This window comes from Shewanella psychrotolerans (assembly GCF_019457595.1).
Lineage (GTDB): Bacteria > Pseudomonadota > Gammaproteobacteria > Enterobacterales > Shewanellaceae > Shewanella > Shewanella psychrotolerans.
This window is the reverse complement of record NZ_CP080419.1, coordinates 1932483-1950458: the sequence shown is the minus strand read 5'-3', so window position 1 is coordinate 1950458 and position 17976 is coordinate 1932483. Positions and strand designations below refer to the sequence as shown.

General features: G+C 45.5%; 15 protein-coding genes. 13 read left to right on the top strand and 2 right to left on the bottom strand.

Annotated features, from left to right (window positions below; all coding sequences use genetic code 11):
- Window positions 1–328: 328 nt before the first annotated feature.
- On the bottom strand, window positions 329–4210 hold the full coding sequence (gene hrpA / locus K0I62_RS08680) for an ATP-dependent RNA helicase HrpA (RefSeq protein WP_220071049.1): 3882 nt from the start codon (window positions 4208–4210) through the stop codon (window positions 329–331).
- A 156-nt stretch (window positions 4211–4366) separates the two neighbouring features.
- Window positions 4367–4783, bottom strand: a complete 417-nt coding sequence (locus K0I62_RS08675) for a CBS domain-containing protein (protein ID WP_220071048.1) — start codon at window positions 4781–4783, stop codon at window positions 4367–4369.
- A gap of 340 nt (window positions 4784–5123) precedes the next feature.
- Between K0I62_RS08675 and hyaA the strand changes: the two genes are divergently transcribed.
- From hyaA to K0I62_RS08610, 13 genes are all read left to right on the top strand, one after another.
- Window positions 5124–6260, top strand: coding sequence for a nickel-dependent hydrogenase small subunit (gene hyaA, locus K0I62_RS08670; RefSeq protein ID WP_220071047.1), 1137 nt, complete (start codon window positions 5124–5126; stop codon window positions 6258–6260).
- Window positions 6261–6264: 4 nt separating this feature from the next.
- Complete coding sequence (gene hyaB, locus K0I62_RS08665) at window positions 6265–7971, top strand: nickel-dependent hydrogenase large subunit (RefSeq protein WP_220071046.1); 1707 nt, start codon at window positions 6265–6267, stop codon at window positions 7969–7971.
- 10 nt (window positions 7972–7981) lie between these two features.
- The gene (cybH, locus tag K0I62_RS08660) at window positions 7982–8653 is read left to right on the top strand and encodes a Ni/Fe-hydrogenase, b-type cytochrome subunit (protein WP_220071045.1); all 672 of its coding nucleotides are present in this window, start codon (window positions 7982–7984) and stop codon (window positions 8651–8653) included.
- A gap of 10 nt (window positions 8654–8663) precedes the next feature.
- A complete protein-coding gene (locus K0I62_RS08655) occupies window positions 8664–9227 on the top strand; it encodes a HyaD/HybD family hydrogenase maturation endopeptidase (protein ID WP_220071044.1) in 564 nt (187 codons plus the stop codon).
- Complete coding sequence (locus tag K0I62_RS08650; protein ID WP_220071043.1) at window positions 9208–10974, top strand: NiFe hydrogenase; 1767 nt, start codon at window positions 9208–9210, stop codon at window positions 10972–10974. The genes K0I62_RS08655 and K0I62_RS08650 overlap by 20 nt, the downstream gene beginning before the upstream one ends.
- 1 nt (window position 10975) lies before the next feature.
- The gene (gene hypF / locus K0I62_RS08645) at window positions 10976–13327 is read left to right on the top strand and encodes a carbamoyltransferase HypF (RefSeq protein ID WP_220071042.1); all 2352 of its coding nucleotides are present in this window, start codon (window positions 10976–10978) and stop codon (window positions 13325–13327) included.
- Window positions 13328–13439: 112 nt separating this feature from the next.
- Complete coding sequence (gene hypB / locus K0I62_RS08640) at window positions 13440–14219, top strand: hydrogenase nickel incorporation protein HypB (protein ID WP_220071041.1); 780 nt, start codon at window positions 13440–13442, stop codon at window positions 14217–14219.
- 2 nt (window positions 14220–14221) lie between these two features.
- Window positions 14222–14464 (top strand): HypC/HybG/HupF family hydrogenase formation chaperone, encoded by a 243-nt coding sequence (locus tag K0I62_RS08635; RefSeq protein ID WP_220071040.1) that lies wholly within the window; start codon window positions 14222–14224, stop codon window positions 14462–14464.
- A 2-nt stretch (window positions 14465–14466) separates the two neighbouring features.
- Window positions 14467–15582 carry a hydrogenase formation protein HypD gene (gene hypD / locus K0I62_RS08630; protein ID WP_220071039.1) on the top strand — a complete coding sequence of 372 codons (1116 nt, stop codon included), beginning with the start codon at window positions 14467–14469 and terminating at the stop codon, window positions 15580–15582.
- A gap of 2 nt (window positions 15583–15584) precedes the next feature.
- Window positions 15585–16610 carry a hydrogenase expression/formation protein HypE gene (gene hypE / locus K0I62_RS08625; protein ID WP_220071038.1) on the top strand — a complete coding sequence of 342 codons (1026 nt, stop codon included), beginning with the start codon at window positions 15585–15587 and terminating at the stop codon, window positions 16608–16610.
- Complete coding sequence (hypA, locus tag K0I62_RS08620) at window positions 16610–16957, top strand: hydrogenase maturation nickel metallochaperone HypA (RefSeq protein ID WP_220071037.1); 348 nt, start codon at window positions 16610–16612, stop codon at window positions 16955–16957. The genes hypE and hypA overlap by 1 nt, the downstream gene beginning before the upstream one ends.
- A 32-nt stretch (window positions 16958–16989) precedes the next feature.
- The gene (locus K0I62_RS08615; RefSeq protein WP_220071036.1) at window positions 16990–17154 is read left to right on the top strand and encodes a hypothetical protein; all 165 of its coding nucleotides are present in this window, start codon (window positions 16990–16992) and stop codon (window positions 17152–17154) included.
- A 460-nt stretch (window positions 17155–17614) separates the two neighbouring features.
- Window positions 17615–17860 carry a hypothetical protein gene (locus K0I62_RS08610; protein ID WP_220071035.1) on the top strand — a complete coding sequence of 82 codons (246 nt, stop codon included), beginning with the start codon at window positions 17615–17617 and terminating at the stop codon, window positions 17858–17860.
- The last annotated feature ends 116 nt before the right edge of the window (window positions 17861–17976 follow it).

Below are 17976 nucleotides of genomic sequence, written 5' to 3'. Positions count from 1 at the left end.
GCCTCTTGCAGCGCCAATCTCCTTATGCGTTATGTTATCAATAACGCGTTAACATTCTGTATACCTCTTAATCGGTAAAATGCATGCATGTTTGATCTGGATCATCCTTTTAATACAGATAAAACCTAGATCACTTGCTATAACTGCAATTTCCGATTGAGAAAACAACAAAATGAATGAATTAGCTATTCATAATCTACTGAAACATAGTTCTTATTCGAGTAATTTGTAAGCAATAAAGTGATTTAAAATGACAAAATATATCGATAGAGGTAGTTGTAAAAAAAAAAGCACCTGATAACAGGTGCTTTACATTAGGGGAAACGAATTAAGCTTCGTTAATTCGATTGATGATCCGCTTTTCTGAAATCGGATAAGCCGTACCCAATACTTGTGCAAAACAGGACACTCGATACTCTTCAATCATCCAACGCGCATCAAGCAGAGCTTCTGGTATCGGTGACGTTCTCGGGACCTTCGCCAACTGCTGATCCAGCAAATTTTGCACATTGGTAATGCTGTGCAGGTGTAATCTGTCTCTGTTGGGGTCTACAGGAAGTTTATCGAGTCGATTATCAATGGCTTTTAGATAACGCACTAAGTCAGCGAGTCTTTGCCAACCGCATTGCTCGACAAAGCCTTTAAAGACTAATTTATCGAGCTGGGTCTGTATGTCACTCATGGCAAACGCAATATCTAGGCTTATCTTACCCTTTAGACGCTTTTTAACCTTCTGATATAAAGTTAGAATTTCTTCAACCTGCAAGGCTATTTTAGCCGCTGTAGGATTAAGCTCTTGGCGTACCCACTCTTTTGCGGCATCGAACTGCTCTGCGCTCCGTACATCTAGACCTTTTTCGTCCAATAGCTGCTGCACTGCGGCCGAAAGAATATCGTCAATCAAGATCTGAACTTGGCCAAAGGGATTAAAGTACATTGCCAGCTTAGCTTTGTTTGGCAAGGTATTTTGCAAGTGCTTAACTGGCGACGGAATATTAATTAATAACAATCGCTGTAAGCCAGTACGATGGGCTCGCTTCGCCTCATTCTCATCATCAAACAGCGCAATGGAAACACTGGTTTTGTCATCCACTAATGCAGGAAAAGCCTTAACCTCAAAGTTGCCTTTACGCTTTTCATATTGCTTAGGTAAAGCGCCAAAACTCCACTGAGTTAGCTCTTTCTGCTCAATCCCCGTTTCGGCGACATTTCGAATTGCTTGTGTCACTTGGCCTTGAAGTTGCCCTTTTAGGGAGTCTAAATCACGGCTCTGAGCCACTAATCGCCCTTTATCATCTTCAACCTTAAAATTAATCAACAAGTGCGCGGTCAGCTGGGATGTATCGAAATCATCGGGGGAGATCCGCACGCCACTCATACGTAGTAACTGTTTGCACATCGCGTCGAGTAAACTCATATCGGTCGAATTCATCGCCTGTAAACACGCCCTAGCGTAATCGGGCGCTGGCACAAAGTTACGCCGTAAGGTCTTAGGTAGTGACTTGATTAATGCTATGCATTTCTCTTCTCTCAAGCCTGGCACCAACCAATCAAAACCGGCGTTGTCGATTTGATTGAGCAGCGCCACGGGAATATGAACCGATACACCATCATCAAGATCTGCGGGTTCAAAATGGTAACTCAAGCTCAGCTTTAGGTTACCTTGGTGCCAGTAATCGGGGAAATCCAGTGCTGACACATGCTCATCACCACGCTTCATCAACTGTTCGCGTTCAAAATCGAGTAGATCGGGATTGGTTTTCTTTTCCTTCTTCCACCAGCTCAGCAGTTTCGGCGCGTTATAGATCCCTTGCGGGATCCTATGCTCATAAAAATCGACGAGAGCCTGCTCATCAACCAAAATATCACGGCGACGAGATTTATGCTCTAAGGCTTCAATATCCTCGAGTAGCTTACGATTCTTCACGAAGAAGGCTTCGTTAGTACGTAGCTCACCATCAGCAAGGGCACTGCGAATAAAGATCTCTCGGGCTTCAACAGGGTTAATCGGGCCATACTGGGTACGGCGGCGATTCACTATGGTGAGGCCATATAGCTGCTGATTCTCAAGTGCAACTACACTGCCCTGTTTCGCTTCGAAATGGGGCTCAACATAGTTTTTCTTAATCAGGTGAGCAGCTAATGGTTCCACCCATTCTGGTTGAATTTTGGCGCAGCAACGCGCAAACAAGCGAGAGGTTTCCGTCATCTCTGCCGCCATGATCCATTTCGGCCCTTTCTTTGCCAGAGGTGAACCGGGGAATACAAAGAACTTACGGTTACGGGCACCTAAATACTCGTTATCTTTGTCTTTAAAGCCAATATGACTTAATAGGCCCGTTAACAGTGACTTATGCAGCAATTCGTGATCTGCTGGCTCGCTGTTGAGTTTCCATTTAAGATCATGCACAGCTTGACGCAGTTGGGTGTATAAATCTTGCCATTCGCGCACCCGCAAATAGGCTAAAAACTCCTGTTTACAGAGTTTTCTGAATTGGCTGGCCGATAGTGCTTTTTGCTCTGTCTTTATGTGCTCCCAAAGATTCACCCACGCCACAAAATCAGAATCTTTATCATTAAAACGGCGATGACATTCGTCGGCGGCCTGCTTTTTATCGATCGGCCGTTCACGAGGATCTTGTATCGACAAACCCGCGGTGATCACCAACACTTCATGCAAACAGCCATATTCGTTGGCCTGAATCACCATACGTGCAAGTCGAGGATCGACTGGAATAGACGCTAATTGACGACCAAGCGGCGTTAACTGTAGCTGTCCCTTGTATTTTTTAACCGATTGCAGCTCTTCAAGCAGTAAAAAACCGTCGCGAATGTAACGTGAATCGGGCGGCTGAATAAAGGGGAAGCCTTCGATATCACCAAGTCCGATAGCGAGCATCTGTAAAATAACCGACGCAAGGTTAGTTCGTAAGATCTCGGGATCGGTAAATTCAGGACGATTATTGAAATCTAGCTCATCATAGAGCCGAATACAGATCCCCGGTGCCACACGACCACAACGGCCCTGACGCTGGTTAGCACTGGCCTGAGAAATCGCTTCAATGGGAAGTCTCTGCACCTTTGTGCGATAGCTATATCGGCTAATACGAGCGGTACCAGGATCGATAACATACCGAATGCCCGGCACGGTAAGTGAGGTTTCGGCCACGTTAGTCGCCAGTACAATGCGCCGACCAATATGGCTCTTAAATACTTTAGACTGCTCACCATAGGAGAGACGCGCATACAGAGGTAGAATTTCGGTATTACGGTATTGTTGTCTATTAAGCTGATCGGCAACATCACGAATTTCGCGCTCACCGTTCATGAAAATCAAAATATCACCAGGGCCCTCTCGCATCAGTTCTTCAACCGCCGCAAAAATTCCCTCGGTTAAATCCAGATCTTCATCTTGCTCACGTACTAATGGACGATATCGAGTTTCTACCGGATAGGTACGGCCTGAAACTTCAATCACTGGCGCATTATTGAAATGTTTGGAGAAGCGCTCAACATCGATAGTTGCCGAGGTGATGATCACTTTAAGATCTGGACGCTTCTTAAGAACGCTCTTTAGGTACCCCAAGATGAAATCAATATTCAGACTACGCTCATGAGCTTCATCGATAATAATGGTGTCATATTGATCGAGAAACTTATCCGAGGTCAGTTCTGCCAATAAAATGCCATCGGTCATTAACTTAATATAAGAGCTTGGCTTAATTGCATCGGCGAAACGCACCTTAAAGCCCACCACTTCGCCTAACGGACTGTTTAACTCCTCGGCCACACGAGTTGCGACGCTACGAGCCGCTAAACGACGCGGCTGAGTATGACCAATGAGTCCGCGCGAGCCTAACCCAAGCTCTAAACAGATTTTAGGTAACTGAGTGGTCTTACCCGACCCCGTTTCACCTGCAACAATCACCACTTGATGACCCGCTATCGCGCGCGCAATTTCATCACGCTTTTGTGAAATAGGCAGCTCTTCAGGGTAACAGATCTTAGGTATGCCCTCTCGGCGCTGCTTAACCTTAGTGGCTGCGGCAATAGCAAGCTCTTCGAGTTTAGCTAATTCGTCACGCTTTTTATCGGAGTCGGCTTGCTTATTTAAGCGAAAAAGACGACGTCTTATTTTAGACACATCTGCTTGATAACACTGCTTTAAGAAACCATTAGATAGGGGGTGAAGTGGCGAATTCAAATGCAAAACCCATTAAAGAAAGACACAAAGAAATGATCCTACCAAGTAACAGACGCTTTGGGTATGGCAAATGGCGTATTTATCCCTTAATAACGTTCACCTTTTGTCAAACTATGCGTCTGTTCAAAAGGTGGACGTTTGTGTGCTATTTTTGCAGCGATCTTAAGCGGGCTTGAGATAGCACTCTTGCATCGAGATATTAATGGCTCGTAGAACCAGATTTCTATCGATGATCCCAACGACCCGACCTTGATCGATCACCGGATATATTTTCGGTTTAGCTTGCAACATCTGCTCAGCCAAAGAAATGATGGGGGTTTCTTTCGTTACGGTTAATACATCTGTACGCATACAGTCGCTAACATTCGCAGTTAAATCACAGTGATAAGTACTCTTTAACATCACGGCTAAACAATCTTGTTGCGATAAAAACCCCACTAAATTACCTTGTAAATCCACCACCGCTGCTCCGAGTTTTTTTTGTGTGAGCAGCTTTTCTACCGCCGCAGCCAGTGTCATATCGGGATGTAACAATACTGGTTGACGGTCCATATAATCAACGACTTTCATCGACTCCATAACTAGCTCCTAGTTAGACATTACTCCTTAAGTGTATATAAGGTTGGTCTAAAAAGCTGAAGTTTTAACCAATATTATTTATAAGCCATAAAAACAATCGATTAGCCTAATTTGAATAATATGACGCCCATCATATATCCGTATCCCGTTGCGACATTTTGTCCCACTGGAGCAATGAAACATGATCTGGCTCATATGAATTCATTGTAAAACTTCGACTTATTCATAAGCGGTCAAAAGGTTGATATACATCAATAATTCATCGCAAATTGAGGCCTACACTTTAAAACTGGAACGTGCCACTACAATTTCTCCCCAAAATGACAACAAAGGGTTAACCATGGACACACATGCCGCCTTATATGAACAGGGCCAAGCGCGTATAAAAATGCTACGCAGCTTAGCACCTCGACATGCTCAGTCTTTGCAAAATAAGATGGAAGAGCATGGTATCTCTAGACGAGACTTTATGAAATGGAGCGCGGCGGTCACCGCCATGTTAGCTCTGCCTCTCCCTTTTAGCACCTTAGTAGCCGAAGCCGCCGAACTTGCAGATCGAGTTCCGTTAATCTGGTTACACATGGCAGAATGCACAGGCTGCTCCGAATCCCTCGTTCGTGCCGACACACCCAACTTAGACTCACTCATCTTCGATCACGTTTCATTGGAATACCATGAAACCTTAATGGCTGCTGCGGGTTGGCAAGCGGAAGAAAACTTAGAGCACGCGTTAGAGGCCTACAAAGGTAACTATCTACTTGCTGTAGAAGGGGCTATTCCAACGGCAAACAATGGTGCTTTCCTCACAGTCGGCTGTAAAGGCCATACTGGATTAGAGATCATTAAACACGCAGCCGAAGGCGCTGCCGCCATTATATCGGTAGGCACCTGCGCTTCTTTCGGTGGCGTACAAGCGGCCGCTCCGAACCCAACGGGGGCTAAAGGCGTCGATCAAGTCATCAATAAAACCGTAGTAAACTTAGGTGGCTGTCCACCAAGTGAGAAAAATATCGTCGGTACACTGATGTACTTCATTATGTTCGGCAAGTTACCTGCCCTCGATATGTTTAACCGTCCCAAATGGGCTTATGGCGCACGCGTACATGACAACTGTGAACGTCGTGGTCGTTTCGATGCTGGCGAGTTTGTTGAAGAGTTTGGCGATCAAGGAGCGAAAGAAGGCTTCTGTTTATACAAGGTGGGTTGTAAAGGACCTTATACCTATAACAACTGCCCCACAGAGCGTTTTAATCACCATACCAGCTGGCCAGTGCTTGCGGGTCACGGTTGTATGGGCTGCTCTGAGCCTAATTTTTGGGATGATATGGCTGACTTTGAAAAACCTCTCGGCAGACAACTACTCCACGGGCTAGATGCAACCGCCGACACCGTAGGTGCGGTTATTTTGGGTGCCACCGCAGTAGGTATCGGCGCCCATGCTGTTGCCAGCGTATTTGCCAATTCGAAAGAGGACTAATTCAATGAGCAAACGTGTAGTTATCGACCCCATCACTCGCATCGAAGGCCATCTGCGCATCGAGGTTGAAGTTGATGAAAATAATGTTGTTCAGAAGGCTTGGTCCTCTTCGACACTCTGGCGCGGTATTGAGGTTATCCTCAAAGGCCGCACCCCAATGGATGTTGGACTCATTGTTCAACGTATCTGTGGTGTATGTACCTATTCTCACTATCGCTGCGGTACTGAAGCTGTAGAGAATGCATTAGGTGTGAAAATTCCACTTAACGCTAAGTACTTACGCTCACTGATGCAAACCTCTCTCTATATGCATGATCATATTGTGCATTTCTACCATCTTCATGGACTAGATTGGGTTGATGTTGTCTCGGCATTGAGTGCTGACCCAGCCGCTGCCGCGCAAGTCGCACTAAAATACACCGACAAACCGATTGCTGCTGGTGAAGGTGAACTTCGTGCAGTGCAAGAGCGGGTTAAAGGATTTGTTGAAACAGGTAAACTTGGGCCATTTGCTAACGCATATTGGGGGAACGGCACCTATAAGTTCACTCCAGAACAGAACCTCATTGCCCTATCACATTACTTGAAAGCACTTGAAGTTCAGCGCGTTGCCGCCGAGATGCTCGCCATTTTCGGTGGTAAGCAACCTCACCCACAATCACTTGTGGTTGGTGGTGTTACCTCGGTACGCGACATGCTTAGCCCAGCACGTCTTCAAGAGTGGAAGCAGAAACACGCAATAGTGACTGACTTTATTCATCGTGCCTATAAAGCCGATATCGTGATGGCCGCCGAAGCATTTGGCAGCGAGCCAAGCGTGCTGGGCGGCGTCAATGTGAAGAACTTCATGGCAACGAATGACTTTGTATTAGCCGATGGTCAGTATATGTTCGACCAAGGCGTGATCATGAATGGCGATCTCGCTGGGGTTAGCGATCTCAATCCTGATTTTATTAAAGAGGATGTTAGCCACGCTTGGTACGATGCCGACGGACCACAACACCCTTACGATGGTACAACCATCCCTAACTACACAGGATTTGTCGAGCGCGATACTGTATACGGTAAGTTACCGACACTGGATGGCGACGGTAAGTACAGCTGGGTGAAATCGCCGCGTTATCAAGGTGAGCCAGTCGAAGTGGGCCCATTAGCAAGCTTATTAGTCAGCTATGCACGCGGTAATAAGGTGGTTGTCGATGCGGTTAATGGCTTACTCGAAGTGACAGGTCTGCCGATAGCTGCACTCTTTACCACCTTAGGTCGCACCGCGGCACGTATGCTGCAAACCGTGATTGTTGCCGAAGAAGGCCTTAAAACGTTCGATGCACTCATTAGTAACATTCAAGTAGATGAAGCGACCTATGTTAAACCTGAAATCGATTCAAACAAGGAGTATGTGGGCCACGCCATGATTGAAGCGCCTCGCGGTATGCTCAGTCACTGGATCCGTATAAAAAATGGTTTAGTTGAAAACTATCAAGCCGTTGTGCCCACAACGTGGAACGCAGGCCCTGTCGACAACGAAGGTAAAGTCGGTCCCTATGAAGCCTCTTTACTAGGGCTAAAGCTTGAAGATCCAACTAAACCATTGGAAGTTATTCGTATCATCCACTCGTTTGACCCTTGCATGGCATGTTCGGTACATGTGATGGATTATAAGGGCCAAGAGTTAGGTGAATTTAGAATCGATCCAAACGGAAACGTTTAAGGAGCAACTCATGGATACACAAAATGTACCCTATGAGAGAGCCTTTATCTTTAGCGCCGCGATCAGAATATTTCACTGGTTGCGTGCGCTGTCCATATTGGTTCTAGTCATAACGGGCTTCTACATTGCTTGGCCATTTTTGGTTGCGCCCAGTAGCTCAGATGTATTGGTACAAGGCTGGGTGAGATTATCTCACCTGATCTTCGGCTTTATTTTATGTGCCATTACAATTGTTCGCGCTTACTTGTTCTTCTTTAGCAAAAGCGATATTGAGCGGCGCTCTTTTAAAGATGTAACCAGCGTAAACAGTTGGATAGTTCAACTTAAGTCATACCTATGGATGGGACATTTAGACAAAAAAGGCGTCTATGGTCCTCTACAATTTGTGACCTATTTGGCAGTTTCTGTTTTTGCAGTTCTTATCTGCATCACTGGCTTAGTCCTCTATGCTAATGTTTATCATCTAGGACTCGGTGGCATGCTAGGAGGCTTTGCGGCTTGGGTTACTGGTATCATGGGCGGGCTGGCACCAGTGCGCATTTGGCATCATTACTTTACTTGGGTGTTTATTATCTTTGTGGTGATCCACGTCTATATGGCGGTTTGGACAGGCATTCGATTTAAACACAATTCGGTAGACTCTATCGTATCTGGATACGACTACCATCCAAAGAAGCATTAGAAAGGACGCCATGAAAATACTGTTACTCGGTATTGGTAATGTGCTGTACGCCGATGAAGGGATCGGCGTACATTTCGTTAATTACCTGCAAGAAAACTATCAATTTTCCCATCCGCAGCATCAACTCGATGTGATGGATGGCGGTACCCTCGCCCAGGGTCTTATTCCCATTATTTGCAAATACGATTACCTCATCGTCGTCGATACGGTAAATGCCAATGGCGTTGGGCCGGGCGAAGTGTACTTTTTTGATTTTGATAAAGCACCAAGCGAAATTGATTGGCAAGGCAGCGCCCACGAAGTTGAAATGCTGCAAACTCTCACCATGATGGAAATGGTTGGCGATCGTCCTAAAACCTTTGTCTTAGGATGCACCCCTACCGTGCTGGAACCTATGGTATTAGGACTTACGCCAAGAGTCTCTGCGGCTGTCCCCTTGATGGAAAAAACCATTATTGATCATCTAAACTCACTCGATTTTACGGTCACTCGCGTCAACAACATTGCGATCGAAAACCTCATTCCAGACTCTTATAAGCGCGGTGTAACAACAAATGAAAACAATAAAATTTGAATTTACCTGCTCACGACAGGTGCCGCTCTATGCGTATTTATGCAATCAATACCTAAATTATAATTCACTAAATATCACTGTTAGCTATCAACAGGGTTGTTACACTATCGAAGCCGATGGAGAACAAGCCGATCTTGAATCCCTTGCAGACGCAATAGCTGATGATTTTTTGATATCGGTATGGCTAACGGATTCTCGTATTGCACTTGTTGATAAAACCATCGGCAGCAAAAAAGAACTACAAAATGCAGCTATTGAACAAGAGTTTTGCCAACGATGTGCGCCGTTATTTGGCGACAATCAATCTACTCAATTTGGTGATATCGCACTGGCTTGTGAGTGCTGCCACGGCGAGCTACGCATTAGCCCAGACTACCGCGGACTGACGGCTGCAGATATCCAAGCTCTCTGCAACAAATTAATGACCAATGGCGAGGTAACGCTTGCAGGTAACTTGCCCATAACACTTTATCTCAAAGAGCCAAGCCTTAACACTAACGATATTAATCATCGACCTAGATTACTCATATGCAACCCTAATACACTTAATGCCCAGTTTCACCTCTGCGATCGTCAAGTGTTAGCATTATCAAGTATTGAAAAACCCTTAATCACAGTCAGACCCATTAGCGATCATCCTAAACTCAATGCCCCTTTATACGACCTCTGCTTTGCCTACAACCGACTACTCATTGTGATTGCCGAACGCTTACGTCAACAAGGCATAGATTGGTTATTTATTGACGATAGCCAGAAGTCGACACCATTAGCCTTTATCGATGGCGCTTGGGCAGAAATTGACCACACAGGCCCATCAACCATTAGCCTTACGAGTAAGGTCAAGGCGCTACATGATGAAGCAATCGTCGAAAGTCACGGTAATCACTATTTAGCCAGCAATAAAAAAGCGCTGTTTACGGTTAAACAACTCACTGGGCAACATGATTTAAGTCAATCAACACCGCTCGAACTGACAAATACTGAATATGGTTTATGTGCCTTACACAGTATTTATCTGGAACACGGTATCAATAAACACTGCGCCATACTCTATTTCAGCCAGTATCACGGCGGACAAATACAATCCATAGATGGTAAAGGCGAATCAGAGCTGTTTTTTGCGCTTCCCGAGTTACCACAAAGCGGTTATGAAATTTATCATCAGTTAGAGCAAAGTCCACAAAAACAAGTATTAGATAAGTTTAAACAGCGCTACCCTGACGACTACCTAAGACTGTTGGATCTAAAGCTTGATGCACCGAGCGACAATCTCACTTCATTATGGGCAATAGCTGCTGTGGTCTTGGGCTTAGAGAGTCGTTCAATGCATGTTGCAGATCTTAGTGATGCGCTTATTGCTAGCGCAATGGCTCACCGCGGTGCCAATTCTCCTCGCATCGATTATCCCCTCACCCGTGGCCATGCTTACCGTAGCTTAAACTGGTGCAAAACACTGGGTTCGCTAATGAGCTTCCGCCTCGCTGATGATAGAGACAACGCTAAACTGGCATTTGGGATGCATGACTCCTTTGCCGATTATTTGGCGAACTGGGTAGAGCATCTGGATCTTAACCTCAGCATTAAAGCCGTAGCCCTTGCGGGGAGCGAATGGCGTAATCCAGTGCTTAGTCAAAGAGTCGCATTGCGGGTAGGTAAAAACTTTGCCTTGAAATTTAACCAACAACTTGAAATCGATGGCAACAATTATGCTGTTGGTGCGTTGATGTTGAAAAAACGCAGAAGATAGTATGAGTATTTGCGGAAAAATTGATAGCGTAGATTCGCTTCCATCGAACAAAATCGAGCGGGTTAAATTAGCGGTATCGGGCATAGTTCAGGGCGTCGGTTTTCGCCCTTTTGTCTATCGCCTTGCCAAAGCGTTGCAACTTAACGGGTTTACTTTTAATCACAGCCAAGGAGTAACCATTGAACTGCAAGGTGCACGCTTAAACATAGATAAGTTCGTGTCGACACTCAAACAAAACCCACCCCCCTTGGCTCGTATCGATCGTTTTACCCAGCAAGCTATCGCCCCGAAGCACGAGTGCTACCAATTTGAAATCAAACAAAGCCAAGCTAGTGATGATGCCCAAGTGGCTGTGTCGGCAGATAAGAGTAGCTGCCAAGACTGCTTAGATGAGATAAACGATCCCGATAACCGCCACTATCACTATCCCTTTACGAATTGCACTAACTGTGGTCCACGCTACACCTTAATCAATACACTGCCCTATGATCGTAAAAACACCTCAATGGCCACTTTCGAGATGTGTGAACAATGCGCCAAGGCCTACAATGATCCACTTGATCGGCGTTATCATGCGCAGCCTGTGAGTTGCCCACGCTGCGGCCCATCACTCAGCTTAACCAGTGCAACAGGTGAGATCCTCGCGACAAAAGAGACTGCATTAGAGCAAACCGTTAGCTTGTTGAAGCAAGGCGATATTCTCGCGATTAAAGGACTCGGGGGCTTTCATCTCGTCTGTGATGCCACCAATGATGCAGCGGTCACTAAGCTACGATTGCGCAAACAACGTCCCGCCAAACCCTTTGCGGTGATGTGTAGCGATCTCGCCATGGCAAAAACCTTAGCCAAAGGATCGGATGCCGAGTGGCAGCTATTAAATAGCGCCGAGCGCCCTATCACTCTGTTAGAACGCAATAATGAGCAGCATATCTCCTTAAGCTCAAGTGTCGCACCAGACATCGACAGGTTAGGCTTGTTTCTGCCCTACACGCCTCTACATCATCTGTTACTTAGCGAGCTTAATCGCCCTCTTGTTGCCACCAGCGCTAATCGCAGCGGCGAGCCCATAATCACAGCCGCAAACGAGATATATGCTCATCTAGGCGAGGTAGTCGATGCCATATTGGATCACAACCGCCCTATACTCAACGGCTGCGATGACAGCGTTGTCCAGATGATTAATGGCCAGCTACAAGTTATTCGTTTAGCGAGAGGATACGCCCCCCTAACCTTGCATTGGCAACAACAAGTAAGTGCCCATACACTCGCTCTCGGCGCTCAACAAAAAAATAGCATCGCCTTTGGCTTTGGTCATAATCTGGTACTCAGTCCCCATATCGGCGATCTTTTTAGTGTCGAAGCTGAGCAGTATTTTATTGATACCTTAGCCACATTTAAGCGTTTATACCGCTTCACCCCACAATATTTGGTGAGCGATAAACATCCAGAGTATGCTTCCAACCGCTGGGCAAAACAGTATTGCCAAACTCACGACGATATCGAACGTTTTCAGGTACAACATCATTACGCCCATATTCTTAGCATAATGGCGGTGAATCAATACACAGATAAGGTGCTAGGATTTAGTTTCGACGGCACAGGACTTGGGGATAAACAGCAACTTTGGGGCGGTGAAGCCATGCTTGCCGACATCAATGGCTACCAACGGATTGCCCACCTTAAACCGTTTGCGTTAATCGGTAACGAACAAGCTATTAAAGATCCACGCCGTATTATGCTCGCACTATTGTTTGACCAATATACACCCGATGAACTCAGCGCACTTAATATCGCGGCAGTACAGTCGTTACCACCTTCCGTTATCAATAACCTATATCAACTGTGGCATAAAAAGGTCGCAAGCTATCAAACGAGCTCCATCGGCCGCCTATTCGATGCATTAGCCTGTGTATTAGGCCTAATGGAAAAAACGCTATTTGAAGGCCAAGCAGGAATGCTAATAGAGGCCTGTGCCAACCAAGTATCGGTCGATCAACTAGTCGCAGCTAATATTCATTTTGACCTGCCGTTAATCGATGGTGTTTGGCAAACCGATCTTCTTTGGCAGCAGATAGTCACGCTGTTATTAGCATCAGAGCCACTGGCTAACAAAAACGCATTAATCGCACGCGGATTCATGGATTGTTTGGCGAGGGCAACCGCAAACTTAGCAGCTCAATATCCATCGCTTCCAGTGGTGTTATCTGGCGGCGTATTTCAAAACCGCTATCTGCTCAGTCGCAGCCAAGATTTACTTAAACAGCACTCTTTGTTGCCGTCAAAACAAGTACCAGTAAACGATGGTGGCATCGCCCTAGGCCAGCTGTGGTATGGCATTCATCAACAGCATTAAATTTAAACAACAAATCATTCAAGAGTTTGCGTAAAAGTGACCAGTATCAATGAAGTTATCCTTTTCAAAGCGCAAACTGTCTGTATTAGCATTAGATTAAATGGAGTTTATTATGTGTAAAGATTGCGGCTGTTCCATTCCACGACATGATCATCATGCACACGATCATGACTATAGCCACTCCCATTCTCATGAGCATCATAGTCATTCCCATGATGAGCTTCATAGCAATCCTCAGCTCAATGATAAAAAAACCCTGTCGGTTATTCACAAGATCCTCGATAAAAACGATCATGAAGCGGCCCACAACCGAGCTCATTTTGAAGACCATCAGATCACCGCATTTAATCTAATGAGCAGCCCAGGTAGCGGCAAAACGACCTTACTTGAACATCTAAAAGAGTACACCGACCTTAATTATGCAGTGATAGAGGGTGACTTAGAAACCTCCCGCGACGCCGATCGTCTTATCGCTAAGGGGATTCCAGCCTATCAAATTCAAACCGGTTCAGCATGTCATCTCGATGCTTTTATGGTGCACAGCGCCCTGCATCATGTGGATCTTAAACCACTTGACATCTGTTTTGTTGAAAATGTAGGCAACTTAGTTTGCCCCGCGTCCTATGATGTGGGTACTCACATCAATGTGGTGTTGGTATCGATACCTGAAGGCGACGATAAAATTGAAAAGTATCCCGTCATGTTCCGAAAAGCCGACTTAGTGTTGATCACCAAAGCCGATCTTTTACCTCATTTCGATTTCGATATCGAAGAAGCCAAAGCTCAAGTCAAACGCCTTAACCCGCAAGCAGAAGTGTTAGTGACGTCGGTGAAAGACAGCGCCAGTATGTATGCCGTTGCCAACTGGCTAAATGAACACCGGAGAGCCTAACCATGTGCCTATCGATACCATCTAAGGTGGTCGCACTTCATCCCGATGAACAAGCGGTTACCGTGGAAACCATGGGAGTTAAGCGAAAAGTCAGTAGCCATCTACTCAGTGATCCGCTTGAACTCGATGACTATGTGTTGATCCATATCGGTTTCGTGATGAATAAAATCGATAAAGCCGATGCAGAGCAGAGCTTGGCGCTTTATCAAGAGATCGTCAAGAAAATGGACGAGCAGGAGTACTAGCCATGATTGAGCTCAAACAGCTTTACCAAGGTTTTAGAGATCCTGACACAATTAACAATCTGTCCAACGAGATCCATCGCTTAGCTAATGGCTATAGTGGCAAAATCAACATCATGGAAGTTTGCGGCGGTCATACCCATACCATCATGAAATATGGGCTTAATCAGCTGCTACCAGACAATATTGAGTTTGTGCATGGCCCCGGTTGCCCCGTATGCGTGATGCCCAAAGAGCGCATCGATCATGCGGCGATTTTAGCCTCTCAAAATAACGTCATTTTGGTCACACTTGGGGATATGATCAGAGTGCCAGGCTCAAAAGGCAGTCTCGCGCAGTTTAGGGCTAAAGGTTGTGATATCCGCCCAATTTATGACCCACTTGATACCCTGACTATCGCCAAAGATAATCCTGATAAAACCGTGATCTTCTTTGCCATAGGGTTCGAAACATCAACCCCTATGACTGCAGTGCTTATTGAACAAGCTGAAAACCAACATATCGACAACCTACTATTTCATATTAATCATGTACTGGTGCCACCCGCTATCGATGCGGTGATGGCCGACCCACAAGCCACAGTGAATGCATTTATCGGCCCGGCCCATGTCAGCGTAATTAGTGGTGCAAAGCTTTACCGTCCAACGGTTGAAAACTATGGCACTCCTGTGGTGGTTGCAGGCTTTGAACCTGTTGATGTGATGGAATCTATTCTACGTATTGTGAAGCAGAAAGTGGCTGATGTTGCAGAGCTAGATGTGCAATATAGCCGCGCTGTCAGCGAAGATGGCAATACGCATGCTCAGCAAAAAGTTAACAAGTACATGATGGTGAGACCACAATTTCGCTGGAGAGGGTTAGGTCCTTTAGCCGACTCGGCTTTGATGCTCAGAGCCGAATACGCTCACCGAGATGCAGAGCAGATCTATGCCGATAAGCTAGATGTAGCCGACATCGATGATCACAAGGCTTGCCAATGCGGTGACATATTGCGCGGTATTGCGAAACCTAAAGATTGCAAGGTGTTTGGTCGAGGTTGTACTCCAGAATCACCTCTGGGCAGCTGTATGGTGAGTTCTGAAGGTGCCTGCAACGCTTATTATCGTTATAACGGAGTATAACCATGTCTCAAACATTTGATAAGGCAACAGAGAAATCAGTTCAGCTCAGCCATGGTGGCGGCGGTAAAGAGATGAACCACCTTATAAAGTCCATCTTTTTTAAGGCATTTAATAATCCCATTCTTGCCAGTGAAGAAGATGCTGCGATCGTTAATATTGAAGGTCAAGCTGCATTTACCACCGACTCCTTCACCGTTGCACCACTATTTTTTGCCGGCGGTAATATCGGTAAATTGGCGGTTGCAGGTACGGTGAACGATCTGGCGATGATGGGGGCAGAACCTCAATATCTAAGCTGCAGCTTTATTATTGAAGAGGGCTTCCCTATTCCCCAGCTTAAAGAAATTGTCGACACCATGGCCGCAGAACTTCACAAAAGTTGCACCCGTGTCGTCTGCGGAGACACTAAAGTTGTTCCCAAAGGCTGCGCAGACGGACTGTTTATTAATACTTCTGGTGTTGGGCGCATTTTAAAACCCAATATATCGGTCAAAAACCTCCAAGTTGGTGATGCGATTATTGTCTCGGGTGATATTGGCCGTCACGGCGCGGCAATTTTAATGGCAAGAGAGGGACTAGCCCTTGAGTCAGAATTAACCAGCGATTGCGCAAATCTGTGGCCAATCGTCGAGCAACTGATAGCGGCCAATATCGATATTCACGCCATGAGAGACGCGACCCGTGGCGGCCTTGCCGCCGTGCTTAACGAATGGGCTGCGGCATCTAATGTGGGAATAAAAGTCGAAGAGTCGCTTATTCCTGTGAGTGATGAAGTCAAAGGACTCTGCGAACTCTACGGCTTTGAACCCCATGATCTTGCCAACGAAGGCACCTTTATCATGGCTGTGCCCAATGAGATCGCCGCAGGCGCATTAGAGATCATTCAACGTTATGGTCACTGTGAACAAGCGGCAATAATTGGTCGAGTTGATGCAGATAATCAGGGAAAAGTGGTATTAAAAACCCCGTGGGGAAGCAGTCGCTATCTCGACCTGCCCCACGGAGAGTTATTACCAAGGATCTGCTAATGCATGAATATTCGATTGTCAGTGCATTGCTAGAGCAGTGCGAACAACATGCCGATGAAAATCAGGCTACCCGAATAACAAAGGTCGTGATCAAGATAGGCATACTGAGTGGTGTTGAACCCTCTCTGTTAACGACCGCATTTGATATTTTCAAACTAGAAGGTCGTGCAAAAGAAGCACAGCTTGTGATTGAGATACAACCGATTGTTATAGCGTGCAACCAATGTCACACCACAAATGAAGTGACTGAGCGCAGCGTAATTTGTCCTAACTGCAATAGCTTCGACACCAAAATTACCGATGGTGAAGAGATGCTACTCATGCAGTTAGAGCTGGAAACCGATTAAAACCTACACAAACAAAATAATGGAGAACTCAAATGAACAGAGCCTTACTGCTATTAGCTAGTTTATTACCCGCCGCGGCTTGGGCACATCCCGGACACCATGGCATAGGTTTATTCCATCACCTTAATGATCTGTTACCTATTATCGCATTGGTGATCATAGTTGCTGGTATTATGGCGTGGAAAAAACGCCACTAAGAATACTGAGCAGCACATTGGTATAGTGGCAGTAATAAAAATTAATATATTAAATTGAAAAGCTTATTTCTTTTTAATAGCAGCACTATTGTGGGTTAAAATATCAATTTAACCCACAAGGTGAGTTATTGCCTCTTAAAAACTCGGCCTAAATTGACGATAACACCACCTGATATTAACCCTCTAATGGCTCGAATCAAGCACTTTGATCACTTGCTCTTCTTACTCATTTTCCTGACTCAGCGACAACTAACTCAACGTCAAAAATTTCGCTATTAGTTAAGAATCTGACACTGATTTTTTATTGGCGGAAACGCCTGCATCGATAAACTTTATTCTTTAAAATCAACAAGAAAAAAACATCATCTTAGTACGAGTTTGCGGCAAAACATTGACAGTTTCTTTATTGAAAATTAGCGAGTATAGTCCATGCTAAATTAGACTTTACTGGGTATACACTATGTTCCGTTTTACGATTTACTCCATCGTCGCCTACGCATTTTGGTTAACATTTATTGATGTCTCAAATTACTTTGAACAAAGCACTGGGAGCTCTTGGCTATCAGATCTTAAAAGTAGTTGGGTAGATGAAAATGATGACTCAGCGCCCAAGCAAGACTTCAGCCAGCTAAACGCCACCTTAACCACCGATAACTGTGAAATGAACCATAACTGCTACGCACAACAAGTACCAATGGGTGAATAGCCCATTGGCCACAAGTCCAAACTGCAGAGCTAAGCCTTAAGCTAAACCTCTAAACTAAACCTATGCGCTAAACGATAGAGCGAAGCATCAGCTGCGCCACAGAACTATCATTAGCG

Excerpts from the sequence above, each read along its gene's own strand:
- K0I62_RS08675 (WP_220071048.1), bottom strand. The coding sequence starts at position 4,783 with ATGGAGTCGATGAAAGTCGTTGATTATATGGACCGTCAACCAGTATTG.
- K0I62_RS08650 (WP_220071043.1), top strand. The coding sequence starts at position 9,208 with ATGAAAACAATAAAATTTGAATTTACCTGCTCACGACAGGTGCCGCTC.
- hyaA (WP_220071047.1), top strand. The coding sequence starts at position 5,124 with ATGGACACACATGCCGCCTTATATGAACAGGGCCAAGCGCGTATAAAA.
- hypE (WP_220071038.1), top strand. The coding sequence starts at position 15,585 with ATGTCTCAAACATTTGATAAGGCAACAGAGAAATCAGTTCAGCTCAGC.
- hypD (WP_220071039.1), top strand. The coding sequence starts at position 14,467 with ATGATTGAGCTCAAACAGCTTTACCAAGGTTTTAGAGATCCTGACACA.
- hypA (WP_220071037.1), top strand. The coding sequence starts at position 16,610 with ATGCATGAATATTCGATTGTCAGTGCATTGCTAGAGCAGTGCGAACAA.
- hyaB (WP_220071046.1), top strand. The coding sequence starts at position 6,265 with ATGAGCAAACGTGTAGTTATCGACCCCATCACTCGCATCGAAGGCCAT.
- hypF (WP_220071042.1), top strand. The coding sequence starts at position 10,976 with ATGAGTATTTGCGGAAAAATTGATAGCGTAGATTCGCTTCCATCGAAC.
- cybH (WP_220071045.1), top strand. The coding sequence starts at position 7,982 with ATGGATACACAAAATGTACCCTATGAGAGAGCCTTTATCTTTAGCGCC.
- hypB (WP_220071041.1), top strand. The coding sequence starts at position 13,440 with ATGTGTAAAGATTGCGGCTGTTCCATTCCACGACATGATCATCATGCA.
- K0I62_RS08635 (WP_220071040.1), top strand. The coding sequence starts at position 14,222 with ATGTGCCTATCGATACCATCTAAGGTGGTCGCACTTCATCCCGATGAA.
- K0I62_RS08655 (WP_220071044.1), top strand. The coding sequence starts at position 8,664 with ATGAAAATACTGTTACTCGGTATTGGTAATGTGCTGTACGCCGATGAA.
- K0I62_RS08615 (WP_220071036.1), top strand. The coding sequence starts at position 16,990 with ATGAACAGAGCCTTACTGCTATTAGCTAGTTTATTACCCGCCGCGGCT.
- K0I62_RS08610 (WP_220071035.1), top strand. The coding sequence starts at position 17,615 with ATGTTCCGTTTTACGATTTACTCCATCGTCGCCTACGCATTTTGGTTA.